The following is a 13,713-nucleotide window of genomic DNA, read 5'->3' on the forward strand; positions in this document are numbered from 1 at the left end:
ACGCGGCGGTTTACACGCCCGACACTTTTGTGGTGTTCACTGGAGCAACATCGCCGCAGAGCGGTGAGGGTGCCACGAACGTCGGCACCCGCAGAAAGGGCACCGTGGATCTCAATACCGTCACCGAGGTCTCGCTTGCGAGAAGTCGCGCAGACCTGTCGGCTCTGGGCCCGACCGTCGTGCCGCTGGCCGGCGGCTCCGCGCTCTACGGCGAGCCGCAGCACCACCTCACCGGGCTCGTCGACCTGATGACGCTCGGCTGGCCATCGCTCACCATCGTCGAGGCAGGCCTCGAGGTCGCGGCGACGTGCACGGTGGCCGAGCTCTCCCACTTTCCCGCGCAACCGGGGTGGCGCGCGCATCCGGCGTTCTACCAGTGCTGCACCGCCTTTCTGGCCGGATTCAAGGTCTGGAACGTCGCGACCGTCGGCGGTAACCTCTGCGCGGCTCTCCCGGCCGGGCCGATGACCTCCCTCACAGCTGCGCTCGACGGCGAAGCGCTCGTCTGGTTGGCAGACGGCACCGAGCAGCGGATGCCCGTGACCAGCTTCATCACCGGCAACAAGACCACCGTGCTGAAGCCCGGCGACGTTCTGCGTTCGATCACGCTCCCTGCGCACGCCCTCGAAGCGCGCGTCGCGTTCCGCAAGATCGCCCTCTCGCCGATCGGCCGTTCGGGGCTCGTCATTCTCGGGCGCATCGACCCCGACGACACCTTCGTGCTGACTGTCACCGGCGGCACGGTTCGGCCGATCCAGCTGCGCTACGCGACCCTACCCCCGGCAGAAACGCTGCAGGCCGCCGTACTGGCCATCACCGAGTGGTTCAGCGATGCGCACGGCGCCGCCGACTGGCGCCGGGGCGTCGCAGCAGTGCTCGCCGAAGAGATCAGGGAGGAGCTGGCATGAAATTCATCGTCAATGGGTCAGAACTCGAGGCCGCTCCCCGAGCCGGCCAGGTGCTGCGCACGCTGCTGCGCGAAAACGAGCACTTCGAGGTCAAAAAGGGCTGCGACACCGGCGACTGCGGCGCGTGCTCGGTGCTCGTCGACGGCACTCCGGTTCACTCCTGCGTGTACCCGGCCCACCGCATCGAAGGGCACGAGGTCACCACGGTGGCGGGCCTCGGCACACCAGAGCACCTCAGCCCGGTACAACTGAAGTTCGTCGACGCTGCCGGCTTCCAGTGCGGCTTCTGCACGGCCGGCATGGTGGTCACCGCGTCTGCCCTCGCCGCCGAGGCAGACAAGGCTGACGCAGACGAGAGACTCACCGACCCCGACGAACTGCCGCGCCTGCTGAAGAACAACCTCTGCCGCTGCACCGGCTACCGCTCGATCCACGACGCGCTGCACGGTGTCACGAACGTGACCGAGAAGTCGACAGAGAACCACGCACCGGCTCTCGAACCGCGGCTCGGAGAGATCCGCCGGCTCCGCCCGCTCAGGGGCGAGGGGATGCCCGGCGAAACCAGCGGGCCCCGCGATCTCAGTCACACCAACGTCGGCACGCTGGACGATACCGCCGCACCAGCCGAGAGCCAGGCCACCTCCCCCTCGGTCGGCACCTCCGAACGAGCCCCCGCCGGCGCCCGCATCGTCACCGGCCAGGAGCGCTACACCCTCGACGTCGCCGTGCCGGGCTTGCTGCACCTCGTCGTTCTGAGGAGCCCGCACGCGCACGCCCGCATCGTCTCGATCGACACCACTGCCGCCGAGAACCTGCCCGGCGTGGTCGCCGTGCTCACCCACCATGACGCGCCGGAGAAATACTTCTCCACGGCCCGCCACGAGAATCGCACCGACGACCCCGATGACACCCTCGTGCTCGACTCTGTCGTGCGATTCATGGGCCAGCGGGTCGCGGTGGTCGTCGCCGAATCGGTCGGCGTCGCCGAGGAGGCCTGCCGCCTGCTCGACGTCGTCTACGAGGTTCTGCCGGCAAACTTCAACCCCGCCCTGGCGACGACCCCCGGAACCCCGCTCCTCCACGCCGACAAAGACGCCGAAGAAGCCCGCATCGCCGACCCGTCAGCCAACCTCGTGGCAGCGATGCACGGCGAATACGGCGACGTGGCCCAGGGCCTCGCCGAAGCCGACGTAACCATCACCGGCACCTGGCAGACCCAGCGCATCTCGGCGGCAGCCCTCGAGACCCACGCCTCCATCGGCTGGATCGACGACGACGGCCGCCTGGTGATCCGCTCGAGCTCGCAGGTGCCGTTCCTCGTGCAGAAGGAGCTCGCACGCCTCGTCGACCGCGAACTCGACACGATCCGGGTCTTCACCGCCCGCGTCGGCGGCGGCTTCGGCAGCAAACAGGAGATCCAGACCGAAGACCTCGTCGCACTCGCTGTGCTGAAGACCGGCCGGCCCGTGCAGTACGAGATGACCCGCACCGACGAGTTGACCGTCGTGCCCTGCCGCCACCCGATGAACGTCACGGTCACCCTCGGTGCATCATCCACCGGCAAACTCACCGCCTTCGCCGTGAAGGTGCTCTCTGACACCGGCGCCTACGGCAACCACGGCCCGGGCGTCATGTACCACAGCTGCTCCGAGTCGATCAGCCTCTACAACTCCCCCAACAAGCGCGTCGACGCCGAAGCGGTCTACACGAACAACATGCCCTCCGGCGCCTTTCGGGGGTACGGTCTCGGGCAGGTGATCTTCGCCATCGAATGCGCGATGGATGACCTGGCCATCCGCCTCGGAATGAACCCCTTCGAGCTGCGCCGACTCAACGCGGTCGGCCCGAACGACCCCCTCGTCATCACTCACGTCGAGGGAGACGACCTGAGTTTCGGCGGCAGCTACGGGCTCGACCAGTGCCTCGACCTCGCACAACAGGCCCTCACCGCGGGTAACGGAGTCGAAGCACCCACCGGGGACGAGTGGCGCATCGGCGAGGGCATGGCGGCCTCGATGATCGCCACGATCCCGCCCCGCGGCCACTTCGCCGAAGCATCCATCACGCTCAGCCCGCTCGGCGAGTACACGCTGAACGTCGGCACCTCGGAGTTCGGAAACGGCACCACGACCGTGCACGCCCAGCTCGCCGCCACAGCCCTGACCACCACGGCCGACCGCATCACCGTACGCCAATCAGACACCGACCTGGTGCCCTACGACACTGGCGCCTTCGGTTCAGCGGGCACGGTCGTCGCGGGCAAGGCGTCGCTCGCCGCAGCAGCCGCGCTGGCCGGACGCCTGCGTGAGATCGCGGAATCGCTCACCGGCGTTGCCGCAGGCGAATGGATGCTCGATTCCCACGGACTCACGACCGGCACCCGTTCCCTCTCCCTCGCCGAGCTCGCCACCGCCGTCTCCACCGCACCGGTGCCAGGCGCGGGCGATCCGGAGGGGACTGTTGCACCACCTTCCACCGTGGTCTTCAACGACGCACCAGTAGGTGAACCGTTCGAAGGCGCGGTGGCGGTCATTGAATCGACGGCGACCGGAATCACGGCCACCGGCTCGCATGCGGGTGACCACCGCTCCATCTGCTTCAACGTGCAGGCGTTCCGGGTCGCGGTCAACATCCTGACCGGCGACATCCGTATCCTCCAGTCGATCCAGGCCGCCGACGCCGGTTTCGTGATCAACCCCGAGCAGTGCCGTGGGCAGATCGAGGGAGGGGTCGCCCAGGGAATCGGCACATCGATGTTCGAAGAGCTGAACATCGGGCCAGACGGCACTGTCACCACACGCGTGCTCCGCAATTACCACCTGCCCCAGATGGCCGACCTGCCGCCGACGGAGGTCTACTTCGCCTCGACCGCAGACGATCTGGGACCGTACGGTGCCAAGTCGATGAGCGAGGCACCGTTCAACCCCGTGGCTCCCGCTCTGGCCAACGCAGTGCGCAACGCGGTGGGCGTCAGACCGTACGAGCTGCCGCTGTCACGCGACAGGGTGTGGCGCATGCTGCAGGGCTGAGCCGGGCATCCGGTTATATGCCGTGCGCGGCATGGATCGCTTGATCTGCCTCGGAGGAGCGGTGAATCGGGCCCTCCGTCTGCGCGAGACGGCGGCCTGACGCCCCGTTCTTGGCAGCCAGCACCTCGGCCAGGATCGACACGGCAGTCTCCTCAGGAGAGCTCGCGCCGAGGTCGAGGCCGATCGGCGAATGCAGGGCAGCGAGCTCGGCTGCCGAAAGGCTCTGTCTGAGCGCCGCCAGCCGGCGTTCGTGCGTCTTTCGTGAACCCATCGCTCCGACATAGGCAATCGGCAGCCGCAGGGCGACCTCGAGCAGCGGCACGTCGAACTTGTCGTCGTGCGTCAACACGCACACGACGGTTCGCGCGTCGATCTCGGTGCGGGCGAGGTAATCGGAGGGCCATTCGACCACTACCTCAGACGCTGCCGGAAAGCGGGCGGCGGTCGCGAACACGGGCCTGGCGTCGCAGATCGTCACCCGGTAGCCCAGCAGGGCGGCAGCGGCCGAGAGCGCTGAGGAGAAGTCGACGGCACCGAAGATGATCATTCGGGGCGGGGTTGCCCGCACGGTGAAGAGCACGTCGAGGGGGCCCTCTTCGCAGTCGACTGTGACGCGGCCCGTCCGGCCGGCCGAGATCCGCGAGGCGAGCTCTGCGAGAAGCCGACGGGTGGTCGTCGGTGAGAGGTGACCTCCCTGTGAGGGCTCAACGCCACCGGCCAACACCGCACCGAGCACGCTGCCACGGGGCTCGACTCCCCCAGGCTCGACTCCGCCAGGCTCGACTCCGCCAGGCTCGACTCCGCCAGGCTCGACTCCGCCAGGCTGGATTCCGCCAGGCGAACCCCCGCCCACATCAACCGCCAATCCGGCCGGTTGCCCCTCGGCTGCCGCAGCCAACTCGGCCAGGAGCGGTGCCGGAGAGGCGGAGTCGAGCACCTGGACGAGCACCTCGATGTGACCACCACAGGCCAGGCCGACGGCAAACGCGTCATCGTCGGTGTACCCGAATTCTTCGAGTCGGGGCACCCCCGTGAGCAGCACCTCCTGGCACGCCTCGTAGACGGCACCCTCGACGCACCCCCCGGAGATGCTCCCGATCACCGAGCCGGCCTCGTCGACGGCCATGGCTGTTCCGAGGCTGCGAGGAGCGCTGCCGTCGATCCGGGTAACGGTGGCGACGGCGACCCGCTGGCCTGCGGTTACGCGTGCGAGCAGAGCTTCGGCCAGTTCGAGCATCCGGTCTCACCTCTCATCGTCGGCATCAGGGGTCTGCGTGTCAGGTCTAGGCCGGACCATCAGCCATGCCAGTCGTCATGAGCCTGACACAAAAGAATGTTAGAACTCATTCATGCTCACGATCCACGGCGCCGTCTCCACGTTCATCGATGAAACCACAGAAATGTCGGATGACCTGTACTTCGAGGGCGGGGTGGTCGTCGATGCACCCGGCGCAGGCGCGCCAGACACGTCCGCTCTCGAGCGTCTGGATGCGACGGGCTGCGTCGTCACGCCGGGCCTGGTCAATGCCCACCACCACCTTCTGCAGACGGCGTTCCGAACTCTTCCCGGAACCCGAGGGGTCGCGATGACGACCTGGTTGCCCACCATGGCCGCATCATATGCCGCCGTCGGCATCGACCCAGAGCTCTCCCACGCGGCCGCCATGGCCGGTGTCGCGGAAGGCCTGCTCAGCGGGGTCACCACCGTAGCCGACCATCACCTGACCTGGCCGTCGGGCTGCGATTCGGTGGGCATCGCCCGGGCCACGGCGAGCGCGGCCGCAGAACTCGGCGGCCGGCTCGTCTTCGTACGCGGCTCGGCCAGGGACGACGCCGAAGAGGCCGCGGCCTCGGCTGAGGCAATCGTGGTTGCCCTGGTTCCGGGCACCCTCAACGGCGTGAGCTCCGGCGGCATGCTGCAGGTCGCGGTCGGCCCCGCCGGCGTCCACAGCGACAGCCCGGAGACCTTCCGTCTCTTCGGCGAACTCGCCGAACGCTTCGGGCTCCGCCGTCGCACCCAGGCCAACGAGCAGGTCGACGTGGTCATCGCTCTCGAGAAGTACGGGCGCAGGCCGCTGGAACTTCTGGAGGAGTGGGGCTGGCTCGCACCAGACGTCACGCTCGCTCACCTCTGCGCCGTCACTCCCGAGGAGATCGCGCGCCTGGCCGCGAGCGGCGTGACTGCAACCCACGCGCCGGGCTGCGACCTGCCGATGGGCTGGGGAATTGCTCCTGTCGCCGCCCTCAGGGAGGCCGGGATCGTCGTTGGTCTCGGAACAAGCGGCGGCGGCAGCAACGACGCCGGTCACCTGCTTGCCGATGCGCGCCTGGCGATGCAGGTCGCGCCTCTGGTCGGGCCACCGCTTGCCGCGCGCGAGGTGATCGGCATGGCGACGAAGGGGTCCGCGCTGGGGCTCGGCCGCCCGGAGCTCGGCTCACTCACCCTCGGTGACGCAGCCGACGCCTGCGTCTGGGACGTCTCGGGTGTCGCCGATGCCGCTGTCGCCGACCCGATCGCCGGGCTGCTCTGGGCCTCGCCCGGCCGACGCCCGAAACACGTCGTCGTCGCCGGCCGGGTCGTCGTGCGCGACTACCGCCTGGTCGAGCACGACGAACGCTCCATCGCAGTCACCCTCGAGGACCTCCTGGCCTCCCGCCGTCACGCCGGCTGAGTAGGCCGAAGGCCGTATCGAAGGCCCCACGCATCCGGGTTTCGATACGCAGCACAGCTGCTACTCAACCAGCGTTGGGCCTACAGCTCGAGTACCAGCCTCGGGCACGCCGCGCGCGACACGCAGATCATCATCACTTCGTTGTCGGCCTGCTCTTCGGGGGTCAGCACCGAATCGCGGTGGTCGACCTCGCCGGAGAGGACCGGGGTCTCGCAGGTTCCACACGTTCCTTCGCGGCACGACGAGAGAACCAGCACCCCCGCCTCCTCCACCACCTCGAGAATCGTCTTCTCCGGCGGCACGGTCAGCGTCAGTCCAGACAGCTCCAACTCCACCTCGAACGACTCCTCGCGCACGGGCGCGCCCACATCGCGCGCCTCGAACCGCTCCACCCTCAGCCTGCCGGAGGGCCAGTCGTGCGCAAGCTCGAGCGCAGCATCCAGCAGTCTCGTCGGGCCGCAGCAGTACACCAGGGTCGAATCGTCGACATCAGCGAAGAGGGCGTCGAGCGCGAGCCGCTCGCCCACATCGCTCGCGTAGATGTCCACACGCTCCGGATGCCCGGCCCGCAGCTCGCGCGCGAACGCCATTGCTCCTTCTGACCGGCCCGCGTAGGCGAGCGTCCAGTCGGCTCCTGCGGCATCAGCAGCACGGATCATCGACAGTAAGGGCGTTATTCCGATGCCCCCCGCCACGAACACGTACCGCTCGGACTCGTCGAAGACGAAGTGGTTGAGCGGGCCGCGGACCCTGAGCGTGTGACCGGCAGAGAGAGCCGTGTGCACAAACTCCGAGCCGCCCCTGCCCGCAGCTTCGCGGAGGACGGCGATCTGCCACCGGCTCGTGTCTGCGGGGTCTGAGCAGAGCGAGTACTGTCGCTCGACGCCCGGTGAGAGCACAAGATCGATGTGGGCCCCCGGCGACCAGGCCGGAAAGACCGCGCCATCCGCGCGCTCGAGGGTGACCAGCAGCACGTCAGAGGCGACCACAGCCAGCTCCGTCACTGTTGCGTCGAATTCCTCGAGAACATGCACGGTCATCGCGCGCCTGCCGGGAGAGCAGATGCGATAACCGTTGCCACCGGCACGTCGTTGGTCTTGCTGAAGTGCGCAGCCGTCGACTCCGTGCTCCACACGGTGGTGCGAGCGGGGGCGATGGTGTCTGCGGGCACGAATCGCTGTTTGACGATGAAGAGTCGGTACGGCTGCCCGTCACCCGACCTCCAACGGTGCGAGGTGCCCCCGGTGTAGTAGAGCGAGTCGCCCGCCCGGAGCTCGTGAATGCCGGTTTCACCCAGGTCGACGATGATGGTGCCGTCGACAACTGTCACGAATTCGTCTTCGGCGTGGCGGTAGTAGTCGCCGAACGACGTGTTTGCCCCGCGGAACTCCATCGGCTGGAACTTCGCCGTGCCATCAACCAGAAGGCGCCCCTCCCCTTCGGCGTAAGGCCCGGTTGTGCCCTCGTTCGAGCGGATGACGATGGCACCGCAACGGTCGGTGTGAACACCTGCGTCAGCCCGCACCTCGCGAATGCGCGACACATCGGCAGCGCCGGCCAGGAGGTCGAGTTGGCTCGTCTCGAGAGCCCGTGCGATCCTCTCGAGCGACGACATGCTCGGTCGGGCGTGCCCACGCTCGAGCTGGCTCAGGAATGGATGCGACAGGTCGGAGAGTTTGGCGAGTTCGACGAGAGTCAGCCCCCGCGACAGGCGGGCAGCGCGGATGGTGACACCCAGCTGCAGCGTCTGCAGATCGAGTGCTTCGGTGATGGCTGGAATGACGGACCTCCTTTTGACGCCTCACGTCAGACAGTAATCGCCAAACCCACCGATGCCACAATCGGCGCAGCCCCTTCTTAACACGACGAAATCTGGGCGTTACGTGTTCGAAACGCGCCGCTCGTAGATTCGCTCATGTTGAACACATCAACATCAGCCTGATCACCCCAGCGTCGAGATGATCTTCACATCGGTTGCTACGCAGTCGATTTCTGGAGGAGAACACGAACCGTGAGCATCCTGCCTCGACCTCTGAAGCTGCTACACAACGCCACGTTGCCGAACGGCGAGCTGTGCGATGTTCACTTCGACGGCGGCTTCGTGACCGCCGTCACCGCACCGGACCACGCCGCATTCTCCGCAGCCGACACCAACACTGCACTCGACCTGACCGGGTTCATCGTTCTCACCGCCCCGGCCGAGCCGCACGCGCACCTCGACAAGGCGCTCTCGTTCGATCTCATCGACCCGCCGATGGGCGATCTGGTCTCGGCGATCCTGGCCTGGCGTGAATACGCCGCCACGATGACAACCGAGAGCATCGCTGACCGCGCACGCGAGGCCGCCCTTCTCCTGCTGCGCCAGGGAACCACCGCCATTCGAAGCCACGTCGACATCCTCCTCGGCGACGACCCCCTCCGTGGCGTCCGTGCCCTGGTTCAGGTCCGCGAAGAACTGCGGGGCCTCATCGACATCGAACTCGTCGCGCTTGCCAGCTCCGAGGCGCCCGACGCCGACATCGAAGCGGCCATCGCCCTCGGTGTCGACCTCGTCGGCGGTGCACCCCACCTCTCGCCCGACCCGAGTGCCGACCTGCAGCGACTGCTGCGCCTGGCCGAGCGGATGCACGTGGGAGTCGACATCCACACCGACGAGGGTCTCACCGGCCCTCTCACCCTCGGTGAGCTCTCGGCGAGCGTCAGGCATTGGCCAGCCGACCGCAACCGCAGTGCGGGCCACTGTGTGCGACTCGGAACCCTCGACGCGGAGCCCCTGGCCGAGGTGCTCGACGAGGTCCAGGCGAGCGACGTCGGGATCATCAGCCTGCCGATCACGAATCTCTACCTCCAGGGGTGGGAGCATCCGGTCTCGACTCCCCGTGGCCTCACAGCCGTGCGCGCGATTCTCGACAGGGGCATCCGCTTCGGAGCCGGTGCCGACAACGTGCGCGATCCCTTCAACCCCGTCGGTCGCAGTGATGCACTCGAGACGGCTTCGCTGCTCGTCACTGCCGCACACCTCACGCTCGACGAGGCATACTCGGCTGTCAGCGACGGAGCCCGCTCGGTGATGGGTTTGGAGACGGCCGGCGTCGGCGTCGGTTTCGCGGCCGAACTGCTCGCCGTTCGGGGCGTCTCGCTCTCTGATGTCATTGCCAATGCCTCGGCCGACCGTTTTGTGATCCACGCCGGCAACCTCGTTGCCCAGAGTGCCGTGACGTATTCCGTCGCGGCACCCCTCCACCACCTGCACGAACCGTCCCTAGTCGAATCGAGGTGATGCTGTCATGACTGTCACAGCACCCGCACCAACCGGCACCGGCACTTCTGAGAATGATGTCCTGCTGGACTTCACCAACGTCGAGATGACCTTTCCCGACGGCACGATCGCCCTGCAGGGCGTCGACCTCGTCGTCAAACGCGGGGAGTTCGTCACCGTCGTCGGCCCATCGGGCTGCGGCAAGAGCACCCTTCTGCGAATCGCTTCGGGCCTGGAGACGGCCTCCCAGGGCACCGCCGAACTCGGCACGGCCCGAATCGGCTACGTGTTCCAGGATGCGACACTCCTGCCCTGGCGCAACGTCACCGACAACGTCGAACTGCTCGCAGAACTGCACGGCGAGAAGAAGAAGGCCAGAGCGGGGAAGGCGAAGGAGGCGATCGATCTGGTCGGACTCACCGGATTCGAGAAGCACCTGCCCAAAGCCCTCTCAGGCGGCATGAAGATGCGCGCCTCACTGGCACGCTCCCTCACACTCGACCCCGAGCTCTTCCTGTTCGACGAGCCGTTCGGCGCGCTCGACGAGATCACCCGCGAGCGACTGAACGACGAACTCATCCGACTCTTCAACGCGAAGAAGTTCGCGGGTCTCTTCATCACCCATTCGGTCTCTGAGGCCGTCTACATGTCGACCAAGGTCGTCGTGATGTCGGGCCGCCCTGGCCGGATCGTCGACACCTTCGACGTGCCGTTCCCCCAGCCACGCGATCCGGAGATCCGCTTCACCCCGGAATACGCCGCCCTTGTCGGCGAAGTGTCGCACGCTCTCCGGAAGGGGCACGGCAACTCATGACCACCATCTCGAACGAGACGAACACCACGGTCGACGGTGTCGACAATCTCGAAGCGCACCCCACCCCGGAACTGCCTGTGACGCTCAGCACCTCCACGCCACGCGGGGCGAAGAACCGGTTCAAAAAGTGGATCCCGCCGCTGCTCGTCTTCCTGGCCATTGTCGGGGTCTGGTACCTGATCAGCCTCTTCGTTCTCGACCCGCACCTGCGTTTCCTGCTGCCACTCCCGCAGGACATCCTGCTCAAGGGCCTGCTCGACCCGCTCTCGTTCGGCGCACTGATGCAGGGGCTCTACCAGACGATCATCGTCTCGCTCCTGGGCCTGGCCATCGCCATCGTCATCGGCGTGATCTGGGCCGTCGCCATGTCGCAGGCCAAATGGATCGAACGCTCACTGTTTCCGTACGCGGTGATTCTGCAGTGCATCCCGATTCTGGCCCTCGTGCCCCTGATCGGGTTCTGGTTCGGCTACGAGTTCCCGTCGCGGGTGCTGGTGTGCGTCATGATCGCGCTCTTCCCCATGGTCAACAACACGCTGTTCGGGCTGCAGTCCGTCGACAAGGGGCACAAAGAGCTCTTCAAACTCCAGGGCGCGAGCCGGGCTACGACACTGATCAAGCTCTCGTTTCCCCAGGCACTGCCGGCCATCTTCGCAGGCATGCGGATCTCCGCCGGGCTCGCCGTGGTCGGCGCCATTGTCGGTGACCAGTTCTTCCGCCGGGGCACCCCGGGACTCGGAATCCTCATCAGCAACTACAGCTCGCGCCTCCAGGGTGAACAGCTCTTCGCAACGATCATCACCGCAGCGCTCTTCGGTGTCGTCGTCTTCTGGCTGTTCGGCCTGCTCGGCCGCCGTGCCGTCGGCAAGTGGTACGACTTCACCTAGGCCCAGCCGGCCACACCCCCACAGATGTTCCACAGCACCACCCGAAATGCACCACAGCAGTATGCAGCACACAGCACCACAGCGGTACACAGCACCACAGCACCACACCACCGAGAGACACACCCAGCACTGCACCCTGCACACATCCGACAAGGAGAAGTAATGCGCAAGAACACCAAGAGAGTCGCCTTCGCCAGCGGTCTCGCCGTACTGAGCATCGTGGCACTCGCCGCCTGTAGCTCGGGCTCGACCACAAGCACCCCCGCAGCATCCGCTGGCGCGGGCGGAATCGACCTGGCCGCGGCGGGTTGCCCGGCAACCGTCGTCATCCAGACCGACTGGAACCCCGAAGCAGAGCACGGCCACCTGTACCAGCTGCTCGGCCCGAACCCGGTCATCGATGCGAACAAGAAGTCGGTCTCCGGCCCCCTGTACGCCAATGGCGCAGCAACAGGTGTCAACGTCGAGATCCGCTCGGGCGGCCCGGCCATCGGTTTCCAGACGGCGACCAGCCAGATGTACGCCGACAACTCGATCACCCTCGGCTACGTTGCGACCGACGAGGCCGTTCAGCTCTCTGCCGACCAGCCGACCACCGCTGTCTTCGCGCCGCTCGACAAGACGCCCCTCATGATCATGTGGGACCCCGCGACCTACCCGAACGTCAAGACGATCGCCGACCTCGGCAAGACCGGCGCCATCGTGCGCTACTTCGGCGGATCGGCGTACATGGAATACCTGACCAGTGCCGGCATCCTGAGCAAGACGCAGGTCGACGGCAGCTACGACGGCACCCCGGCGAACTTCGTCGCCGACCAGGGCAAAGCGGGCCAGCAGGGCTTCGCGAGCGCCGAGCCGTACCAGTACCAGTACGAGGTGCCGGCCTGGGGCAAGGCAGTCAACTACCAGACGTTGAACGACGCCGGCTACCCGGTCTACGCCTCAACCGTCTCAGTCAAAACCGCCGACCTCTCGAAGCTCTCGGGCTGCCTCACCAAGCTGGTTCCCGTACTTCAGCAGGCCGAGGTCGACTACTTCAAGGACCCCAAGGCGGTCAACACGCTGATCCTCGACCTGGTCACCCAGTTCAACACCGGCTGGGTCTACTCGCAGGGCATGGCTGACTACTCAGTGAAGACCCAGGTCGACACCGGTCTCGTCGGCAACGGCGACAACTCCACCCTCGGAGACATGGACACGGCCAGAGTGCAGAAGATCATCGACCTCGACACCCCCATCTACGCTGCCGGTGGTAAAGCGGTCAAGACGGGTCTCACGGCCGCCGACATCTTCACCAACCAGTTCATCGACACCTCGATCGGCATGAAGTAACGCTCATGGCAACCTCTGCGCCGGTGACAACAGCACGACTGAAGGGTCGTCGCATCGTTGTCACCGGTGCAGCCCGAGGCATCGGTGCCTCCATTGCCGCACGGTGTGCTGCTGAAGGCGCCGATGTCACAATCCTCGACCTCCTCGAAGAGCCCGGGCTCGCCACCGCCGAAGCCATCGGCGGCCGGTTCCACCGGGTCGACCTCAGCGACGAAGCCAGCACGCGCTCCGTTCTCACTGCGGCCATCGAAGAACTGGGCGGCATCGAGGTGCTGGTCAACAACGCCGGCATCCTGCGCTTCTCCCCCTTGCTCGACATCACGGCTTCGGCCTGGGACGACATGTTCGCCATCAACACCCGCTCGATGCTCATCACCACGCAGGTCGCAGCGCGATGGATGATCGGCAGAGGCACCCCGGGCAAGATCATCAACATGGCCAGCATGGGGGGCAAGAGCGGCGGTGCCGGCCAGGCGCACTACGCGGCGTCGAAGGCTGCCGTCATCGCCCTGACCCGGGTGACGGCGCTGGAACTCGGAGTTTCGGGCATCACGGCCAACTGCATCTGCCCCGGCTACGTGCTCACCGAGATGGGTGCAGCCACCCGCACCGACGACGACATCGCCGAGTGGAGCAGCTACTCCCCTCTCGGGCGCCTAGCCCAGCCCGACGATGTGGCAGGAGTCGCCGCCTTCCTCGCCACCAGTGACGCCGACTACCTCACCGGGCAGTCGTTCAACGTGACCGGCGGCATGATCATGCACTGACACCCTTTCGCCGGTTGAGTAGGCGCGCGAAGCGCGCCGTATCGA

11 protein-coding genes are annotated in these 13,713 nt (G+C 66.7%); 8 read left to right on the forward strand and 3 right to left on the reverse strand.

Translation table 11 applies throughout. The features are described from left to right. Window positions 1-32 precede the first annotated feature (32 nt). Entirely contained in the window at window positions 33-908 is an 876-nt protein-coding gene (locus JOE66_RS12755) for an FAD binding domain-containing protein (protein ID WP_307827191.1), read from the forward strand. Next, on the forward strand, window positions 905-3,937 hold the full coding sequence (locus JOE66_RS12760) for a molybdopterin-dependent oxidoreductase (RefSeq protein WP_205109987.1): 3,033 nt from the start codon (window positions 905-907) through the stop codon (window positions 3,935-3,937). Before JOE66_RS12755 ends, JOE66_RS12760 begins: the two co-directional genes overlap by 4 nt. A gap of 13 nt (window positions 3,938-3,950) precedes the next feature. On the opposite strand, the gene JOE66_RS17890 is transcribed toward JOE66_RS12760, so the two are convergent. Beyond that, a complete protein-coding gene (locus JOE66_RS17890; RefSeq protein WP_205109988.1) occupies window positions 3,951-5,174 on the reverse strand; it encodes an XdhC family protein in 1,224 nt (407 codons plus the stop codon). Window positions 5,175-5,286: 112 nt separating this feature from the next. On the opposite strand from JOE66_RS17890, the gene JOE66_RS12770 reads away from it, so the two are divergent. Beyond that, a complete protein-coding gene (locus JOE66_RS12770; RefSeq protein WP_205109990.1) occupies window positions 5,287-6,609 on the forward strand; it encodes an amidohydrolase family protein in 1,323 nt (440 codons plus the stop codon). Between the two features lie 80 nt (window positions 6,610-6,689). On the opposite strand, the gene JOE66_RS12775 is transcribed toward JOE66_RS12770, so the two are convergent. Both JOE66_RS12775 and JOE66_RS12780 read right to left on the reverse strand, forming a co-directional pair. Beyond that, window positions 6,690-7,649: a PDR/VanB family oxidoreductase gene (locus JOE66_RS12775; protein ID WP_205109992.1), complete on the reverse strand. Its 960-nt coding sequence runs from the start codon at window positions 7,647-7,649 to the stop codon at window positions 6,690-6,692. Continuing rightward, window positions 7,646-8,389, reverse strand: a complete 744-nt coding sequence (locus JOE66_RS12780; protein WP_205111978.1) for a helix-turn-helix domain-containing protein — start codon at window positions 8,387-8,389, stop codon at window positions 7,646-7,648. The genes JOE66_RS12775 and JOE66_RS12780 overlap by 4 nt, the downstream gene beginning before the upstream one ends. Window positions 8,390-8,620: 231 nt before the next feature. Here JOE66_RS12780 and JOE66_RS12785 point away from each other — a divergent pair, with 231 nt between their 5' ends. The 5 genes from JOE66_RS12785 to JOE66_RS12805 all read left to right on the forward strand — a co-directional run bounded on the left by JOE66_RS12785 (window position 8,621) and on the right by JOE66_RS12805 (window position 13,668). Continuing rightward, on the forward strand, window positions 8,621-9,889 hold the full coding sequence (locus JOE66_RS12785) for an amidohydrolase family protein (RefSeq protein ID WP_205109994.1): 1,269 nt from the start codon (window positions 8,621-8,623) through the stop codon (window positions 9,887-9,889). Window positions 9,890-9,896: 7 nt separating this feature from the next. Next, complete coding sequence (locus tag JOE66_RS12790; protein WP_205109996.1) at window positions 9,897-10,682, forward strand: ABC transporter ATP-binding protein; 786 nt, start codon at window positions 9,897-9,899, stop codon at window positions 10,680-10,682. Further along, complete coding sequence (locus JOE66_RS12795) at window positions 10,679-11,569, forward strand: ABC transporter permease (RefSeq protein WP_205109998.1); 891 nt, start codon at window positions 10,679-10,681, stop codon at window positions 11,567-11,569. The genes JOE66_RS12790 and JOE66_RS12795 overlap by 4 nt, the downstream gene beginning before the upstream one ends. Before the next feature lie 162 nt (window positions 11,570-11,731). Beyond that, window positions 11,732-12,901, forward strand: a complete 1,170-nt coding sequence (locus JOE66_RS12800) for a substrate-binding domain-containing protein (RefSeq protein ID WP_205110001.1) — start codon at window positions 11,732-11,734, stop codon at window positions 12,899-12,901. A gap of 5 nt (window positions 12,902-12,906) precedes the next feature. Beyond that, window positions 12,907-13,668, forward strand: coding sequence for an SDR family NAD(P)-dependent oxidoreductase (locus tag JOE66_RS12805; RefSeq protein ID WP_205110003.1), 762 nt, complete (start codon window positions 12,907-12,909; stop codon window positions 13,666-13,668). Window positions 13,669-13,713 lie beyond the last annotated feature (45 nt).

Source organism: Subtercola frigoramans, from assembly GCF_016907385.1.
In the GTDB taxonomy this organism is placed as follows: domain Bacteria; phylum Actinomycetota; class Actinomycetes; order Actinomycetales; family Microbacteriaceae; genus Subtercola; species Subtercola frigoramans.

Bases quoted from the DNA above. Each gene is read 5' to 3' on its own strand.
- JOE66_RS12760 (WP_205109987.1), top strand. From the start codon at position 905: ATGAAATTCATCGTCAATGGGTCAGAACTCGAGGCCGCTCCCCGAGCC.
- JOE66_RS17890 (WP_205109988.1), bottom strand. From the start codon at position 5,174: ATGCTCGAACTGGCCGAAGCTCTGCTCGCACGCGTAACCGCAGGCCAG.
- JOE66_RS12770 (WP_205109990.1), top strand. From the start codon at position 5,287: ATGCTCACGATCCACGGCGCCGTCTCCACGTTCATCGATGAAACCACA.
- JOE66_RS12775 (WP_205109992.1), bottom strand. From the start codon at position 7,649: ATGACCGTGCATGTTCTCGAGGAATTCGACGCAACAGTGACGGAGCTG.
- JOE66_RS12790 (WP_205109996.1), top strand. From the start codon at position 9,897: ATGACTGTCACAGCACCCGCACCAACCGGCACCGGCACTTCTGAGAAT.
- JOE66_RS12795 (WP_205109998.1), top strand. From the start codon at position 10,679: ATGACCACCATCTCGAACGAGACGAACACCACGGTCGACGGTGTCGAC.
- JOE66_RS12800 (WP_205110001.1), top strand. From the start codon at position 11,732: ATGCGCAAGAACACCAAGAGAGTCGCCTTCGCCAGCGGTCTCGCCGTA.
- JOE66_RS12805 (WP_205110003.1), top strand. From the start codon at position 12,907: ATGGCAACCTCTGCGCCGGTGACAACAGCACGACTGAAGGGTCGTCGC.